This is a genomic window from Pseudomonas sp. QLc11A (genome assembly GCF_052112305.1).
In the GTDB taxonomy this organism is placed as follows: domain Bacteria; phylum Pseudomonadota; class Gammaproteobacteria; order Pseudomonadales; family Pseudomonadaceae; genus Aquipseudomonas; species Aquipseudomonas laurylsulfatiphila.
Genome location: NZ_JAVAJJ010000018.1, coordinates 98,835 through 113,972, shown reverse-complemented (window position 1 = coordinate 113,972; position 15,138 = coordinate 98,835). Strand labels below are relative to the sequence as shown.

Sequence of the window (15,138 nt, the reverse complement as noted above, 5' to 3'; positions counted from 1 at the left end):
GCAAGGTAACATCAGCAGGGTCGTAATCTCGCTGGGCTCTTGATTTATGCCATTTGGTTCGCCCGTCGCGCGCCTGAGGCATCAGCCCGCCCGATTGGCCGGACGGTTTCGCCGCTTGGGTCGTTTTCAGTCCTTCATGACAGACAGCCATCTGCCAAGAGCAGACGGTCAAACTGGCGAGCACGGATAATGGACTCTTGATAGTATTAATGATTTATCAGTTGCAAAAGGATGCACGATGCTTAGTCAAGATAGATATTGCTTAACGATTAACATCCTTGATCGAAATCCCGAAATTGAAATATCAAGGGAAAAATTTGAGGATATTAAGCAATGCACTGCAACATTAAGCGCTGCATTAGCTGTCGAAGAAAAGTATGAGCTTATCACCTGCAACTACGTTGAATATGAGCAAGATCTTTTGAACTGCGCCTTAGCGCATCAATTGCGTTTCTCAGCTGACTATATTGACATGTTCGATGAAATTACGAAATTCAACAGACGAATAACAAACATATTAACTTCGACGCGCATGTACATGGATCACATGCCGAGACATTTGAGAAAATGCTTGCCAGCCGAGGACAAAGCTAAACTAGAATTGTTTTTAAAGGGGCTCACGCACGGGGAATACGACTCATACTTTGAATATGCTTTCCTCGAAGCTTTGAGAAACCATCTCCAGCACGCAGGCCTATGCGTTAGCCAAGTAACATTAGACAACAGAAATTATCCGGTAGACGACGGGGGACGTCTATGGGAAAACCGCACTCTGGTCTTCACCGATAAAAAACTGCTCGGGGGGAATCCAGAATTTAAGAAATTTGTACTGAATAAAATGCCTGACAAGGTAGAGCTAACAACAGCGATCAGGGTTTACATCGGCTGCATTTCTCGAATACACGATAAAATTCGCAATAGAATTCAAACATCAGTTGATGCTGCTCGCGCCTCACTTGAGGAAACGCTTAAAAATTATAGTGACCAGTGTACATCACCAACCAAGATGGTGCACGCCAACCGTTATTCAGCTACTCAAGACACCCCGGAAGAGGTTGTACTGATCTTTTTCGAGTGGGACAATATTAGAATTAAATTGCAAAATAAGAACATGAGAAAATCAAATCTTTCGCGGCATTACGTCAGTAATCGTACGAATACAACAACGATCCCACCTGCCACTGGTAATCCTACCTGATGTCAATTCCCTACGAAAAATGCCTTTTTTACGAGAAAGCGTTAGAACATATGGAGCGCACGGTTAATGTGTTCGCATCGCGCGTATCTGCGCCAAAGCTTGCGCCGTACAAGAACTCCTTTGTTTATCGCTATACAGAGAAAACGGTACATCAAGCGCTGGTGCAGAAACTCGCTAGAGTGGTAAGCGGGCTCCACGCCGCAAGGCTTCTCTTGGACGCAGGTTTCCTCCAAGAGCAGGCTGCTCAACAAAGAATTCTAGACGAAATCTTCGAAGATATTTCATTTCTTTCCTTCTCGGTAATTTTTGGAGATTCAACTCCGCTACATAAAAATTACCTAGATTGGTTCTTTCAGGAGGAGTTTGATCCCAACGAAGTTGTCGTGTCGTCCAAGGACCGGGGGATGGTTCCGAGGCAAAAGATTCGGTCGTACCTGGATCGAAGCGTAAGCGGCCCAAAAGGCTCAAGCAAAAATTTGGACGCATTAAGAACTGTCAGCAAGGCATATTCTGGCTACGTCCATGCCGCGTCACCTCAAATCATGGATATGTATGGAGGTAACCCCCCACAGTTCCAGATGCGCGGCATGCAGGGAACCCAGAGGCAAGCGGAGCACAGAGCAGACATTTGGAACTACTTCTATCGCGGAATCATAGCTTTTTGCCATACAGCAAAGGCTTTTGGTGATGATGAACTATTTGATTCAATCCGCAAATTCGAGGCCGAATTTTCACAGGCGACAAGCTCCGGGTACCAGTCCAATGATTGGCCAGAGGAATGATCCCTCCTGGCTCTGACTTCGACTCCCTATTGGTTTTCAACGTCCCACACTTCTGGCGGATGCGGACGCTTACAACGGTAGCTATTGGCTGTGTATGCCGTTTCTTAGTGGCTGCTTTTGGCCGAAATCATTGCTTGGCGAACGTTCGCTTTGGGTCGTTTTCTGCCACTCGCGACAGGCAGAAAACGGCCAGAAGTGATCAGTCAAAAATACTAGGCTATTTCAGACCATTCTTAAGATCGATCGGTACCTCAAACTCTTGTCTTTGCTCTACCCACTCAGAGTAGGGGACCGTTCGATCAGCCGGTTTGATTGTCTTGATCAGTGGCTTAATCTGCTGTCTATCGAGGTCGACGACCTTCTGCTTTACCTTCGTGATATCGGCAAGTTCTTCAGACGTAAGCTCCACATTTCTATCAATCGGTTGATTAGGTGTATCGGTAAACCCAAAGCGTACGCGATATCGCTCAATTGCTTGGGCTTCGTCGTTCGACAATTCAAGGCTTTTTGTAAGCGCGCCAATGTCCGCCTTTTCGAATAGAAGGGTTCTGCAGACCTTTGGACAAGGAGGCGACGGCAAAAATGGAAAGGACTCGCACTTGCAGGTGACGTCCGCAGAAACGTTCATAGCAACCATCCAAAGCAGCATCCCAACAACCCGGTTCGATTTCATGCGTCGCCCTCTCCACAGTCAACGTTGCGAAAAATCACCCACCAAAGAAGATAGGCTGTGAGCCAAAGTGCGAGCGCAATCACCCCATAGAACAGGTAATCCAGTTGGGCCTGAAAGTAGGCATTAATCTGATTAAACGCTTCATCTTGGGCAGCCCCCTTGGTAAACAACGCAGCTAGGTAGCTTCGCGAGAGCTCATTGCCCGCCCGAACGGATACCAGCAGGGAGATCCAGGCTGGGACTAGGAAAAAGTAGAAGCTACGCCACCTCCGGTTAGCAGGGCTGTAATGCGACGATCCAATAACGACAGCTACCGAGCCGCCGAGCATGGCCAGCGCCCAGGTAGTGAGCTGCGAGGAAGCTCCGGCGATCTCCTTCAGACCTGCGAGAAATAGGTCCATTTAAATCCCCATATTCAGCCACCAATCATTTAGCTGATGTTAGTCCTCACATTCAGATGCGCAATGGCGATCCAATTAATGTGCCCGTCTGAACTCCGGTTCTTTCACCAAATGTTGCAGCCGAAGTCTCCGCTTTCGGCCACAAGCTGCTTCTCACCAAGGGCAGCCATCAGCCATTTGCGCACATGCCATTGCTTTCCATCACCCTGAGCTAGCCGCTAAAGTACTGACTCATGGAACTTAAAGACCAGCAATGAAACTGAACCACAGGCCAGTGAAGGCTAACGACGTAAAAATGATCTGCGGCTTTCCTCAGAATGCTCAAGAGTTGTTTTTCATGTTTCCGAAGGCGCACTTCCCGCTAACGGAAACGCAGTTGAATGCCGCAATCTCCCAACGCTTCGACTCTACCGTCGTGGAGATCAATGAGACTGTCGTTGGGTTTGCCAATTTCTATCAAGCTGAACGCAATGGCGTTTGCTGTATCGGCAATGTCATCGTCTCGCCGAGCACTCGGGGCGAAGGAGTGGCCACGTTTATTGTGGAGACGATGACCGGCTTGGCATTCGAGCGTTACGGAGTCAAGGAGGTGCAGATTTCCTGTTTCAACAAAAACACGGCAGGCCTGCTGCTCTACCCCAAGCTTGGGTTTGTGCATTATGCCATTGAGGAGCGACCTTTTTTGGGAAACGGCCGATCGGCCCTCATACACATGACGCGCAGCAGAAGCTCGACAGATTGAATACACCATCGATTGCTACCTTGGATGACAGGCAGAAAACGGCCGATTCTGTTGAAAAAGTCGGCCATGGTTTCCACCGCAGAAAAGTAAGCGCTTGAGAATGAAATCTTTACTTTGTGCAGAGGATTCCGGGCTCAGATTTCGCGTAGCTGCGCGCAAAAAAGGCATTTTCAGCAGTCGGTACGCGGGCAGTCTGGAAGTACCGACTTTTTCAACACAATCGGCCAAAAGCAGTCATTCACCGCATGCGTGACGAGGCAATGCAATCGAAATCAAAGCTGCAAGCAGCACAAATGCACTCGATATCCATAAACACGCACCCAGCCCATACAACTGATAAACCCAGCCAGAGAGCACTGTGCCGATAAGTCGCCCCATCGCGTTCGACATGTAATAAAAACCCACATCCAGCGACACGCCATCTTCCTTGGCGTAGGACACGATTAGATAGCTGTGCAGCGACGAATTCACCGCGAACAACGCGCCGAAGACCATTAATCCACCCAACAGCACCGCCTGTTGCGACAGCCCGGTGTTCAGCCCGAGAGCGATTGCCACAGGCAGCCCCGCCAGTGCAATGGCCCACAGAAATGCCGCCCTACCATCCGGTACGTGGCCGCGTTTCTTGCCAGTGATGTTGGGCGCAAACGACTGCACGATGCCGTAGCCAATCACCCAGGCCGCAAGGAAGCCGCCAACCTCCCAGAAGTCCCAGCCGAACACGCTACTCAGGTACACCGGCAAGGCCACCACAAACCAGACATCGCGGGCACCGAACAGGAACATCCGCGCCGCTGAGAGGATATTGATCGCCCGGCTCTTGGACAGGATGTCGCGAAATTTTGGCTTGGCTTTGGCCTTGCCCAGATCCTTTTTCAACAGGATCAAACTGCTGATCCAGATCAACGCCAGAACACTCGCCATGGCCAGCAAGGCGCCTTTGAAGCCGATCAATGCCAGCAAGGCTCCGCCCAGAAAGAAGCCGACACCCTTGAGTGCGTTTTTCGAGCCAGTGAGGATTGCTACCCACTTGTACAACTGCCCCTGCTGCCCATCCGGAACCAGCAGCTTGATGGAGCTTTTGGCACTCATCTTGTTCAGGTCTTTGGCGATCCCGGACAGTGCTTGAGCGCCCATCACCCACGGGATGGTCAGCCAGGCTACCGGAACCGTCAGCATCAGCAGCGCCACAACCTGCATCCCCAGCCCGATGTTCATGGTTCGGTTCAGGCCCAGCCGGGCGCCGAGGTAGCCACCCACCAGGTTGGTGATCACGCCAAAGATTTCATAGAACAGAAACAACGCAGCGATTTGCAGTGGGCTGTAGCCCAACGCGTGAAAGTGCAACACCACCAACATGCGCAAGGCACCGTCGGTGAGGGTGAAGGCCCAATAGTTGCCCGTGACGAGCAAGTACTGCCGCACTTCCGGAGCGAGGGCTGACAACGCTTTCATGACCGCTCCTTAGTCCGCCAGACTGACCAGTTTGGCCAGTTCGACGGCGCGATTGGCATAGCCCCATTCATTGTCGTACCAGGCATAGATCTTCACTTGAGTGCCATTGATCACCATCGTCGACAGTGCATCGATGATCGATGAGCGCGGGTCGGTGCGGTAGTCGATGGACACCAACGGACGCTCCTCAAAACCGAGGATGTCTTTCAGCTCGTTCCCGGAGGCGTCCTTGAGGAGTTGATTCACCTCCTCAACAGTGGTGGCACGCTCGACTTCAAAGACGCAGTCAGTCAGTGAAGCGTTGGCCAGCGGCACGCGTACGGCGTGGCCGTTTAGGCGCCCACGCAGCTCTGGGAAGATTTCGGCAATCGCGGTGGCCGAGCCGGTGCTGGTCGGGATCAGGCTCATGCCCGAAGCACGCGCACGACGCAGATCCTTGTGCGGTTGATCGAGAATGCTTTGGGTGTTCGTCAGGTCGTGGATAGTGGTGATCGAGCCATGACGAATGCCCAGTTTCTCGTGGATGACTTTCACCACGGGCGCTAGACAGTTAGTGGTGCACGAAGCGGCGGTAACGATGCGATGTTCAGCCGGTTTGAACAACTGATGGTTGACGCCCATGACGACGTTCAACACCCCTTTTTCCTTCACCGGCGCGCAAACCACCACACGCTTAACGCCCTGATCCAGGTAGGCTTGCAACACCGCCACGGTTTTCATCTTGCCGCTGGCCTCGATCACCAGATCGCAGCCTGACCAGTCGGTATCGGCAATCGCCTTGTTGGCCGTGACTTTGATCCGCTTACTGTCGATGACGACGCTGTCGCCTTCAGCGCTGGCTTCGTTGTTCCAACGGCCATGCACCGAGTCGAAGTTGATCAGGTGCGCATGGGTCGCCGCATCACCTGCCGGATCGTTGATCTGCACGAATTCAAACTCTGGCCAACTCCAGGCGGCTCGCAAAGCGAGACGACCGATCCGACCAAAACCATTGATGCCAACTTTGATAGTCATGTTGTTGTGCTCTGTATCTGCTGTCAGTGAGAGTTCGACTGAGTGTCGAACTGGCCGATGTATTCAATGTGGGCTGGATGCTGGATGGCCCGCGGACGCAACGACTGAACATCGCGGATGGCATCGCTGAATGGCACACCGCTTTCGATCAACAGTTGAGCCGCGATCAAACCGGTACGGCCCGAGCCGCCCTTGCAATGGATGGCAATGGTTTTCCCTTCGGTCAGCAACTGCTGGAGTCGCGGATGATGCTGTTCCCATGCGGCTTTGAATGCTTCGCCAGGCGCTTGATCGTCTTCTACTGGCAGGTGAAACCACTCGATGCCTAGCATTTGGCATTCTTCGGGCAGCAGGTCGATCTCGTTCTGAAGCAACTCTTCGGTCGGCATCAGCGTCAGCAGCGCCGATGCACCCGCGTCCTTGAGGGTTTGCAGCGCCTCGAAAGGTTTGGTGCCCTTCGTGCCTGGACACGGGGTGAAGATCAATTGGCCATTGAACTGTGCCAGGGGCAGTACGGAGTATGGGTGTTGTTGCACGTTGAAAAATCCTCAGATGGAGCGCTGATTGACACGTTTCATGAGTTCTTCCGCTGACTCTTTGCGCTCGGAATAACGATCAACCAGATAGTCCTGACGGTCGCGAAGCAGCAGCGTGAATTTCACCAACTCTTCCATCACATCAACGACACGGTCGTAGAACGGAGAAGGTTTCATCCGGCCGTTATCGTCGAACTCCATATAGGCCTTCGGCACGGAGGACTGGTTGGGGATGGTGAACATGCGCATCCAACGTCCCAGCACTCGCAGCTGATTGACCACGTTGAACGACTGCGAGCCACCGCATACCTGCATGACCGCGAGGGTTTTTCCCTGGGTCGGGCGTACCGCGCCCATGGCCAGTGGCACCCAATCAATCTGCGCCTTGAACACCGCGCTCATGGAGCCGTGACGTTCTGGAGAGCACCAGACCTGCCCCTCGGACCACAGCATCAGCTCGCGCAGTTCCTTCACACGGGGGTGATCGTCGGGAGCGTCGTCTGGCAGCGGCAAACCGGACGGATTGAAAATCCGCGCCTCGGCGCCGAAGTGCTCCAGCAACCGAGCGGCTTCCTCTACCAGCAAACGACTGAAGGAGCGCTCACGGGTCGATCCGTACAGCAGCAAAATGCGCGGCTTGTGGATGGAGGTTTTTTCGATACCGAGTTTGTCTGTCGATGGGAGATCAACCAGTTGGGTATTGAGTTGGGGGATAGGGTCATCAAACATAGTCTTTGTCCTGCGCCACGGCGCTCTTGGATTCATCGAACCAGCGGCGTTTCAGCCAAAGGGCCACACCGACCAGAGAAATCAATACCGGCACTTCCACCAACGGGCCAATCACCGTGGCGAAAGCGACCGGGGAAGCCAGGCCGAAGGTGGCAATGGCGACAGCAATCGCCAGTTCGAAGTTGTTGCTTGCGGCTGTGAAAGCCAGTGCGGTGGTGCGTGGATAGTCAGCCTTGAGCAGCTTGCCCATCCAGAAACTGATGAAGAACATCACCACGAAGTAGATCGTCAGCGGGATCGCGATACGCATTACATCCAGCGGCAATTGCAGCACCACATCACCCTTGAGGCTGAACATGGCCACGATGGTCAACAACAGTGCCACCAGTGTCAGCGGGCTGATCTTTGGAATGAAGCGCTCCTGAAACCAAGCTTCACCTTTACGGGCAATGAGGATCTTGCGAGTAAGGTAGCCTGCCAGGAACGGCACACCCAGGTAGATCAGGACGGACTCGGCAATGCTGACAAAGCTGGTCTCAATCACACTGCCTTCCAACCCAAACAGCGGCGGCAGCAGACCAAGGAAGACCCAGGCATACACACTGAAAAACAGGATCTGGAAGATGCTGTTGAACGCCACCAATCCGGCGACGTACTGATTGTTGCCACCTGCGATCTGATTCCAGACCAGCACCATCGCGATGCAGCGAGCCAAGCCGATCAGGATCAGGCCCGTCATGTATTCCGGCTGGTCCCGCAAGAAAATGATCGCCAGTGCGAACATCAGCACCGGGCCGATGACCCAGTTCTGGACCAAAGACAAAACGAGGATGCGCTTGTCCTTGAAGACTTCCGGCAGTTCCTCATAACGAACCTTGGCCAGAGGCGGATACATCATCACGATTAAGCCGATAGCGATGGGGACGTTGGTTGTGCCCACAGAAAGACTGTTGAGCCACTGCGGCCAGCCTTCAAACAGGCTCCCCAAACCGATGCCCAAGGCCATGGCGAGAAAAATCCAAAGGGTCAGGTATCGGTCCAGGAAGGAAAGGCGGCTTTTACTCATGGTCATTGCTCCTGTGGTTACAGCGTGCCAATCAGGGCCAGCTCTGCCTTGAGCTGTTCGGCACTCAGTTGGGCAAGCGGTAAAGCCAAGAAAGCTTCAATACGGGTTTTGATCTGCTCCAAGGTGGCTTCAAAAGCCGCCTCGATCTCTTCTTGAGTCCCGTGGTATTCCGAAGGGTCAGCCAGCCCCCAGTGGGCTTTGGTGGCGGGTCCAAAAAATACCGGGCAGGCTTCACCAGCTGCCTTGTCGCACACCGTGATGACGAAATCGGGTGCCAAATTCACATGGACATCGCTGGACTTACTGAACAGCCCGAGCGTCGACATACCAGCGTTTTCCAAAGTTTTGAGACTCAGCGGATGCACTTCGCCTTTGGGTTGACTGCCCGCGCTGTAGGCTTTCATGCCTGCCGGTGCCAAGTGATTGAAAACCGCCTCACAAAGGATGCTGCGACAGCTATTGGCAGTGCAGAGGAACAGGATTTTCATCGAGCGATCTCGTAGTCGAAGGCGGAATCAGGCGATTTTGCTTTCACAGCACACGGCTGCCCGTTCAGGACGGTCACCCATTTCATCAAGGCGTTTGGCATCAGGGCTCAACCAGTGCTTGTTGCTTTCCAGCACGGTGGTCAGCACTTGATGAACCCAATCAGGGAGATTCGGGTGCAGTCGGTAATACACCCATTGGCCTTGCCGACGGTCCGACAACAGACCGCAAGTACGCAGTTGCGCTAGGTGCCTGGAGATTTTTGGCTGACTCTCGTTCAACGCGCAGGTCAGCTCGCAAACACAAAGCTCTCCTTCACGGGTGATGAGCATCATCGTGCGGACCCGAGTGTCGTCAGCAAGGCATTTGAAAACAGTGGTCGGTGTCAGATGGTCAGCCATATCGTTTTCTCAGTGTTTGTTTTTGACCAAGACGAACATCTTGATGCGCTCATGAATTTCGTGAAGGGTGTGACGGAAGGCATCGGGTTTGGTGCTGGTGACCGGGTCTTCAAAACTCCAGGCCAATGCCTCACCCGCTCCAGGTAAAGACAGGCATTCCGCTGCTGCTTTATCACACAAGGTGATGACGTAATCGAAATGCTCACCACGGAACTCGTCTATCGACTTGCTACGTAATCCTTCGGTGCTCACACCGATGTGTGAAAGCGCCTCGAAGGTGCGCGGATCTACCTGAGTTGGAGTTGTGCCGGCGCTGAACGCCTCGAAATGCTCCGAATCGGTATGCCTCAGCAACGCTTGAGCCAACTGGGAGCGTGCAGCGTTGGCAGTACAGACGAACAGGACACGGGCTTTGCTGGTCATTTTGCACCCTCAGCTCATATGCGGTTTAACGAATATATGTTTTTCCGCATACAAGGTAAAGAGCCAACGACCCATTAATCCATCAAAACGATTGAACTCCGTCGAGCACCTTCAATGAAAGCTGTGTATTAAGGCGCTAGCCAGCCTTCCGTGTCTCTTCAAATATCTGCGGCGGTGTATATATGGTTTCTGTAATGAATCTGTCACTCACGCAGAAATAGGTCGCTCCTTGGCTCAAGGACTACCTGGACGTGCAAAAGAAAATAATAAGGTTGCCCTTAACCCGCCCCGGTCATCGAGGGCGGGTTAAGTTGCTGCGCACTAGGCTTTGCAACAAACCGGCGAGGTACGAGGCGCGGCCTCAAGGATTGTCTTTGCGGTGCCACAACCAGACGTCTGACTTGCCGAAGCTTTCAAGCGATCCTCGACTTCATCGAAATCCGAGTTGCAAATGCCCGTTTCCGGGAGGATCAGCTCAACCCTTTTGGCCGCATCCCAATCACCCGCCAGCGCCGCGATGACAGAGCGAACTTGCTCATACCCCGTCATCAACAAGAACGTAGGCGCCCGACCGTAGCTCTTCATTCCAACAATGAACAAACCTTCCTCAGGATGGGCAAGTTCTATTGCGCCATGAGGTCTGACCGTACCGCAGCTGTGCTCGTTGGGATCGATCATTGGAGCGAGCAACACTGCGCTTTGAGTTGCGGGATCAAGTGCGATACGCAACTCGGCGAGCAGGCTCATGTCAGGTCGGAATCCAGTCGCCACAATGATTTGGTCCACTGGTGGAAGTATCTGGTCTCCCGCCTTCACAACCAACCCTTGGCCATTGCCTACAACCTGATCGATAGCGACGTTTTTGAACAACTCGATCACGCCGTCACTTAGCAATTGGCGAATCTTCAGGCCGAGCTTTCCGCGCTCTACCAATTGATCATTCGCACCACCACCCAGAATGCGCTCAAGAGAATTACCACGGATCGCCCAGAGCACTTTGGTTTGCGGTGCCTCCTGAATCAGACGCACCAGATCCTGTAGGGCGTTAAACGCGGAGTGACCACCACCCACCACCAGCACTCTTTTGTTGGCATAGCGATTCCGCGCACGACCCAGCACATCCGGAATGCCGTATGCAATGTGCGCTGCATGCTCGATCTCGCCCAAGGCTGGGATGCCATGGGCGCCCATCCAGTTTGGTGTCAGGTAGGTGCCCGAGGCATCAATGACAGCACTGGCCAGCACATTCTCTTCACCCGCTGACCCTGAGACACGCAGTAAAAAAGGAGCTGCTGATCTGCCCTGAGTCTTCATCACATCCTGACCGACGCGAGTGGCTGCCAGAACACGGGTATTGAGCTGCAAGTGACGCTTGATCTGATCGAGGTCCGCGAGAGGTCGAACAAAGCAATCCAGCAGTTCACGGCCCGTTGGATACTCGCTCTCCGGTGGTGGAGTCCAACCATCGGCCAGCAAAAGTTTGGCCGCCTCCTTGTCCACATTGAACTGCCACGGAGAGAACATCTTCACATGCGCCCATTTTTCAATGCTGGACCCCGCTTTCGGGCCCGCTTCCAGAATCAGCGGCGTGAGACCTCGCGCCAGCAGGTGAGCAGCTGCCGCCAGTCCCACTGGACCGGCACCGATTATGGCGACGGGAAGGTGAGCGTTATCCATGATCAACTCCTTCTTCAGGTTGGCTGATTGTTCGGGAACAGGCGCTCGACAATCGCGCAGTCGAGCCAGCGTCCTTCAAGGCAGGCGTGTTTTTCATACACCCCAACTTGGCGGAAACCGCAGGTTTCGCACAATGCGAGGCTGGCGTGATTGAAGGTGAAAATGCGTGAAAGGACTTTCCAGAATCCGCGAACTTCGGCTTCTTTCAGCAGTGACTGAAGTAACTGTTTGCCGAGTCCCTGGCCGCGAACGCTGCGGTCCAGGTAGATGGAAAAATCCGCAATACCGTCGTAACAGGCACGGCCGCGATAACTACTGAGTCCAGCCCAGCCAACAACCTGATCCGCCTCATCGATCATGACCAACACTGGATAACGCTCCATTGCGTTGATGCGATCAAGCATGTCCGCCGGGCTTCGAGGGGCAGTTTCAAACGTAGAGCTACGTTCCTCGATGCCCTGGTTGTAGATGGCTGCTATAGAAACGGTGTCCTTGGGTTCAGCTAAACGAACTCGCATCGTTGGAGGCCCATTACGTTGGCAGTAACAACATTATTGGCAAAAAAGGGAAATTCTTCCCTTTTCAATCCTTGTTCTTCACGGCTGGGCAGCACTCGCTCGCGAGCCCGCAGCGAATTTCTGTGGCCCGCGTAATCTGCCTGAGCAAACTCAACGCTCCCTGTCTGGCCTCGGCCGAGAGGTTCTCGATCATCGCTCGTTCTTCAGCAATCAGGTCTGCCCTGATTTTTTCGTATAACTCACGCCCAGCATCCGTTGCCTGGATTCGCACTGCGCGCCGATCTTCATCATCCTCAACGCGGGACACATACCCTTTGCGTTCCAGGGTATCGATCACTCGACTCGCCGTACTCTTGTCCAAGAACATCTCTTCCGCCAAGACCTGAAGGCGCAATGCGCCCCTTTTAACCAGCGTTTCGACGGCATAGCACTGGGTCACCGACACGTCGTAACAGCAGATCCGGTCACGATCACGGAACTGATAGACGCGAACAAGCTGGTTCAAAGCCTCGTACAAGTCTTCGGAATCCTGGGTCAGTTGATCGTTTTTAAGCTTCGTCATAACCGCCACAAATTAGTTGTTAGCTGCAACAATAATCCTCGTATTTTAGAATCGTCAACACCGATCTTCAGGTTGACGGTCCCCAGAGGAAGGCGCTAGCTTGTTGTTACTGACAACTAAAAATGAGCGCGCCAGTCGTGACACATCCAGAGCAGATTCATCCCCCGATCAATCGCTCCAGGCTCGTATGGGGAATGGGATTTACTCAGATTCTTGCCTGGGGCTCGACCTATTACTTGCCCGCAGTTCTTGCAGCTCCGATAGCCAAAGAGACGGGGTGGTCCATCACCAGTGTGGTGGGCGGCCTGTCCTGGGGGTTGCTGGTAGCCGGAGCCTCCTCGCCATCTGTTGGCCGCCAGATTGATCGCCATGGCGGACGCTCTGTCCTTGCCGCCAGTTCACTGCTGCTGGCTCTCGGCTTACTACTGATGGGGCTGGCGGGCAACGTTGCCACCTACTATGTCGCCTGGACGCTGATCGGCGTTGCCATGGCGGCGGGTTTATATGACGCAGCTTTCTCAACCCTGGGACGTCTTTTCGGCGAAGGGGCTCGAACATCCATTACCGGGCTGACCTTGTTAGGTGGCCTCGCCAGCACCATAGGTTGGCCGGTAATTGCGGGGCTGGAGAGTTGGATCGGTTGGAGGAGCGCCTGCTTTGCCATCGCTGCAGCTCACTTGCTAATCGGATTCCCTATTCATGCCCTGTTGATTCCTGGAAGTACAAAACAACCGCCTCACCCCGTCATTACAGAAACACCCAATGCATCAGTACTTCACCCCGACACCACCAATCATCTGTTCTTACTGATTGGCGCCATGCTGACGATACTGGCGCTGGTGGTATCAGGTATCTCAGTGCACCTGCTCAATGTCCTCAAGCAACTGGGGATCGCGACTGCTGTGGCCTTGGCCATCGGCATGGTGATTGGTCCTTCGCAAGTCCTAGCACGGGTGGCTGAGTTTTCCATAGGCAGGAACCTCCATCCAACCTGGTCCGCACGAGCCGGCATGTTGCTTTGTTTGATCGGGCTTGGACTGCTGATCTCAGGCCTGCCCTGGCTGGCCTTTGTGGCGATAGCACTTTACGGAGCCGGTAACGGCATCCTCACCATCGCTCGCGGGACTCTTCCATTGGCGCTGTTCGGGCCTCAAGGATATGGCGTACGAATGGGACTGCTCGCAAGGCCCGTCCTTGTCGCCCAAGCTTGCGGCCCCATCGCCGCCGCTTACGTACTGGACAGCTTCGGAGCATCGGTACTGCTTAGCCTGATGTGCGGGCTTCTGTTGCTGTGTTTCATCGCCACTTGGCGTCTGCCAACTACGCAAAAAGGCAGGTAATTACGATGTTCCGGTAGACGCAGTGTTGAGCAGAAGAAAGTCGATACCCGGCATCAAGCGAACACGGGGTGTGATGCATTGTGAATGAAGCGCATCAAGCTAGGGATGATGTGAGAAGCATCCGGCCCAACGCCTCTAAGGGTGGCCGAAGCAAAGTTGCGCTGCTTCGGTAATCCCACAAAATACAAACCCGGTACGTGCTCCGCCTGCCCATTTCGCGGAGCCAGGTTCCCATTGGCCTCCATGTGTAGACCTGCCAAAAAACCCAGGTTTGGACGAAATCCGGTCGCGAAAACCAAACTGTCCACTTCGGTGTGCTGACCATCGGCCCAGAGCACGCCCGTTGACGTTACCTGGGTGAACATCGGCTTGCGCTCAAAAAGTCCCTGCTTCATGGCTCGACGATAGGTGCCATCATCCAGTACAGGAGTACTTTGGTCATTCAGCCAACGAGTCTTCTCCATCCCTGTCCACTTGAGCCAAGCATGAAAATCCACACCGAGGATCTTTTGCGGAAAAAATCGAATCGATTCCCTTGTCGCCAATACGACGCTGCTGACTTGAGCCAACTCATGGGCAATTTGTACCGCTGAGTTGGCAGCACCTACGACCACTACTCGTTGATCACTGAAGCCGTCGACATTTCGGTAATCAGCACTGTGTAAACGTTGCCCGCGAAAACTCTCCAGCCCTGGAATGTCAGGGATGAACGGCTGATTGAATCCGCCAGTGCAAACGATCAATGCTTTTGAGCAGAAACGCTGACCATCAGATGCCTGAAGCAAAAAGAGTCCATCCTCCCTTCGCACATTCTGGACTCGTATGTTCTGCCGAATGGGTAACTGGAAAGCCTCCGCGTACTGCTCCAAATAACGTACGACTTCATCGCGTAGCGGATAATGCTTGGCTTCAGCTGGAAAGGGCATCCCAGGTAACGATGAGTAAGCAGCAGGGGAAAAAAGTCTCAGGCTGTCGTAGTAATTTCGCCAGTTTCCACCTGGCTGGCTCTCGGCATCCAGGATGAGAAACCTGAGGTTCTGCTGCCGCAGATGCCAACCGCACGCGAGCCCAGCTTGGCCCGCACCAATAACGATGACATCCGTGGGCTCATTAATTATGCTCATGTATGCGCACT

At 53.6% G+C, this 15,138-nt stretch carries 18 protein-coding genes; 4 read left to right on the top strand and 14 right to left on the bottom strand.

Translation table 11 applies throughout. The features are described 5' to 3' along the window. Positions 1-238 precede the first annotated feature (238 nt). Together Q8X48_RS23580 and Q8X48_RS23575 are read left to right on the top strand one after the other, a co-directional pair. Positions 239-1,198, top strand: a complete 960-nt coding sequence (locus Q8X48_RS23580; protein WP_407801379.1) for a hypothetical protein — start codon at positions 239-241, stop codon at positions 1,196-1,198. Continuing rightward, positions 1,198-1,980, top strand: coding sequence for a hypothetical protein (locus Q8X48_RS23575; protein ID WP_407801378.1), 783 nt, complete (start codon positions 1,198-1,200; stop codon positions 1,978-1,980). Before Q8X48_RS23580 ends, Q8X48_RS23575 begins: the two co-directional genes overlap by 1 nt. A gap of 217 nt (positions 1,981-2,197) precedes the next feature. Here the strand turns inward: Q8X48_RS23575 and Q8X48_RS23570 are convergent, their stop codons facing one another. Beyond that, the gene (locus Q8X48_RS23570; protein ID WP_407801377.1) at positions 2,198-2,653 is read right to left on the bottom strand and encodes a hypothetical protein; all 456 of its coding nucleotides are present in this window, start codon (positions 2,651-2,653) and stop codon (positions 2,198-2,200) included. Beyond that, positions 2,650-3,054, bottom strand: a complete 405-nt coding sequence (locus Q8X48_RS23565) for a hypothetical protein (protein WP_407801376.1) — start codon at positions 3,052-3,054, stop codon at positions 2,650-2,652. The genes Q8X48_RS23570 and Q8X48_RS23565 overlap by 4 nt, the downstream gene beginning before the upstream one ends. A 253-nt stretch (positions 3,055-3,307) precedes the next feature. Here Q8X48_RS23565 and Q8X48_RS23560 point away from each other — a divergent pair, with 253 nt between their 5' ends. Further along, positions 3,308-3,796, top strand: coding sequence for a GNAT family N-acetyltransferase (locus Q8X48_RS23560; protein ID WP_407801375.1), 489 nt, complete (start codon positions 3,308-3,310; stop codon positions 3,794-3,796). A 234-nt stretch (positions 3,797-4,030) separates the two neighbouring features. On the opposite strand, the gene arsJ is transcribed toward Q8X48_RS23560, so the two are convergent. From arsJ to Q8X48_RS23505, 11 genes are all read right to left on the bottom strand, one after another. Continuing rightward, a complete protein-coding gene (gene arsJ / locus Q8X48_RS23555; protein ID WP_407801374.1) occupies positions 4,031-5,251 on the bottom strand; it encodes an organoarsenical effux MFS transporter ArsJ in 1,221 nt (406 codons plus the stop codon). A 9-nt stretch (positions 5,252-5,260) separates the two neighbouring features. Then, positions 5,261-6,265 carry an ArsJ-associated glyceraldehyde-3-phosphate dehydrogenase gene (locus Q8X48_RS23550; RefSeq protein ID WP_407801373.1) on the bottom strand — a complete coding sequence of 335 codons (1,005 nt, stop codon included), beginning with the start codon at positions 6,263-6,265 and terminating at the stop codon, positions 5,261-5,263. Positions 6,266-6,288: 23 nt separating this feature from the next. Continuing rightward, positions 6,289-6,801: a cyclin-dependent kinase inhibitor 3 family protein gene (locus Q8X48_RS23545; RefSeq protein WP_407801372.1), complete on the bottom strand. Its 513-nt coding sequence runs from the start codon at positions 6,799-6,801 to the stop codon at positions 6,289-6,291. Between the two features lie 12 nt (positions 6,802-6,813). Then, positions 6,814-7,530, bottom strand: coding sequence for an arsenical resistance protein ArsH (gene arsH, locus Q8X48_RS23540; RefSeq protein ID WP_407801371.1), 717 nt, complete (start codon positions 7,528-7,530; stop codon positions 6,814-6,816). After that, the gene (gene arsB, locus Q8X48_RS23535) at positions 7,523-8,596 is read right to left on the bottom strand and encodes an ACR3 family arsenite efflux transporter (RefSeq protein WP_407801370.1); all 1,074 of its coding nucleotides are present in this window, start codon (positions 8,594-8,596) and stop codon (positions 7,523-7,525) included. The genes arsH and arsB overlap by 8 nt, the downstream gene beginning before the upstream one ends. Positions 8,597-8,613: 17 nt before the next feature. After that, positions 8,614-9,084 carry an arsenate reductase ArsC gene (locus Q8X48_RS23530; protein WP_407801369.1) on the bottom strand — a complete coding sequence of 157 codons (471 nt, stop codon included), beginning with the start codon at positions 9,082-9,084 and terminating at the stop codon, positions 8,614-8,616. A 27-nt stretch (positions 9,085-9,111) separates the two neighbouring features. Beyond that, a complete protein-coding gene (locus tag Q8X48_RS23525) occupies positions 9,112-9,483 on the bottom strand; it encodes a metalloregulator ArsR/SmtB family transcription factor (RefSeq protein ID WP_010455862.1) in 372 nt (123 codons plus the stop codon). Between the two features lie 9 nt (positions 9,484-9,492). Next, positions 9,493-9,906, bottom strand: a complete 414-nt coding sequence (locus tag Q8X48_RS23520) for an arsenate reductase ArsC (protein WP_407801368.1) — start codon at positions 9,904-9,906, stop codon at positions 9,493-9,495. A 321-nt stretch (positions 9,907-10,227) separates the two neighbouring features. Further along, complete coding sequence (locus Q8X48_RS23515) at positions 10,228-11,583, bottom strand: FAD-dependent oxidoreductase (protein ID WP_407801367.1); 1,356 nt, start codon at positions 11,581-11,583, stop codon at positions 10,228-10,230. A gap of 14 nt (positions 11,584-11,597) precedes the next feature. Further along, on the bottom strand, positions 11,598-12,101 hold the full coding sequence (locus tag Q8X48_RS23510; RefSeq protein WP_407801366.1) for an arsinothricin resistance N-acetyltransferase ArsN1 family A: 504 nt from the start codon (positions 12,099-12,101) through the stop codon (positions 11,598-11,600). A 64-nt stretch (positions 12,102-12,165) separates the two neighbouring features. Further along, on the bottom strand, positions 12,166-12,663 hold the full coding sequence (locus Q8X48_RS23505) for a MarR family winged helix-turn-helix transcriptional regulator (RefSeq protein ID WP_407801365.1): 498 nt from the start codon (positions 12,661-12,663) through the stop codon (positions 12,166-12,168). A 122-nt stretch (positions 12,664-12,785) separates the two neighbouring features. On the opposite strand from Q8X48_RS23505, the gene Q8X48_RS23500 reads away from it, so the two are divergent. Beyond that, positions 12,786-14,003, top strand: a complete 1,218-nt coding sequence (locus Q8X48_RS23500; protein ID WP_407801364.1) for an MFS transporter — start codon at positions 12,786-12,788, stop codon at positions 14,001-14,003. A gap of 53 nt (positions 14,004-14,056) precedes the next feature. On the opposite strand, the gene Q8X48_RS23495 is transcribed toward Q8X48_RS23500, so the two are convergent. Beyond that, positions 14,057-15,127 (bottom strand): flavin-containing monooxygenase, encoded by a 1,071-nt coding sequence (locus Q8X48_RS23495; protein ID WP_407801363.1) that lies wholly within the window; start codon positions 15,125-15,127, stop codon positions 14,057-14,059. Between the last annotated feature and the right edge of the window lie 11 nt (positions 15,128-15,138).

Excerpts from the sequence above, each read along its gene's own strand:
- Q8X48_RS23580 (WP_407801379.1), top strand. The coding sequence starts at position 239 with ATGCTTAGTCAAGATAGATATTGCTTAACGATTAACATCCTTGATCGA.
- Q8X48_RS23575 (WP_407801378.1), top strand. The coding sequence starts at position 1,198 with ATGTCAATTCCCTACGAAAAATGCCTTTTTTACGAGAAAGCGTTAGAA.
- Q8X48_RS23570 (WP_407801377.1), bottom strand. The coding sequence starts at position 2,653 with ATGAAATCGAACCGGGTTGTTGGGATGCTGCTTTGGATGGTTGCTATG.
- Q8X48_RS23565 (WP_407801376.1), bottom strand. The coding sequence starts at position 3,054 with ATGGACCTATTTCTCGCAGGTCTGAAGGAGATCGCCGGAGCTTCCTCG.
- Q8X48_RS23560 (WP_407801375.1), top strand. The coding sequence starts at position 3,308 with ATGAAACTGAACCACAGGCCAGTGAAGGCTAACGACGTAAAAATGATC.
- arsJ (WP_407801374.1), bottom strand. The coding sequence starts at position 5,251 with ATGAAAGCGTTGTCAGCCCTCGCTCCGGAAGTGCGGCAGTACTTGCTC.
- Q8X48_RS23550 (WP_407801373.1), bottom strand. The coding sequence starts at position 6,265 with ATGACTATCAAAGTTGGCATCAATGGTTTTGGTCGGATCGGTCGTCTC.
- arsH (WP_407801371.1), bottom strand. The coding sequence starts at position 7,530 with ATGTTTGATGACCCTATCCCCCAACTCAATACCCAACTGGTTGATCTC.
- arsB (WP_407801370.1), bottom strand. The coding sequence starts at position 8,596 with ATGAGTAAAAGCCGCCTTTCCTTCCTGGACCGATACCTGACCCTTTGG.
- Q8X48_RS23530 (WP_407801369.1), bottom strand. The coding sequence starts at position 9,084 with ATGAAAATCCTGTTCCTCTGCACTGCCAATAGCTGTCGCAGCATCCTT.
- Q8X48_RS23525 (WP_010455862.1), bottom strand. The coding sequence starts at position 9,483 with ATGGCTGACCATCTGACACCGACCACTGTTTTCAAATGCCTTGCTGAC.
- Q8X48_RS23520 (WP_407801368.1), bottom strand. The coding sequence starts at position 9,906 with ATGACCAGCAAAGCCCGTGTCCTGTTCGTCTGTACTGCCAACGCTGCA.
- Q8X48_RS23515 (WP_407801367.1), bottom strand. The coding sequence starts at position 11,583 with ATGGATAACGCTCACCTTCCCGTCGCCATAATCGGTGCCGGTCCAGTG.
- Q8X48_RS23510 (WP_407801366.1), bottom strand. The coding sequence starts at position 12,101 with ATGCGAGTTCGTTTAGCTGAACCCAAGGACACCGTTTCTATAGCAGCC.
- Q8X48_RS23505 (WP_407801365.1), bottom strand. The coding sequence starts at position 12,663 with ATGACGAAGCTTAAAAACGATCAACTGACCCAGGATTCCGAAGACTTG.
- Q8X48_RS23500 (WP_407801364.1), top strand. The coding sequence starts at position 12,786 with ATGAGCGCGCCAGTCGTGACACATCCAGAGCAGATTCATCCCCCGATC.
- Q8X48_RS23495 (WP_407801363.1), bottom strand. The coding sequence starts at position 15,127 with ATGAGCATAATTAATGAGCCCACGGATGTCATCGTTATTGGTGCGGGC.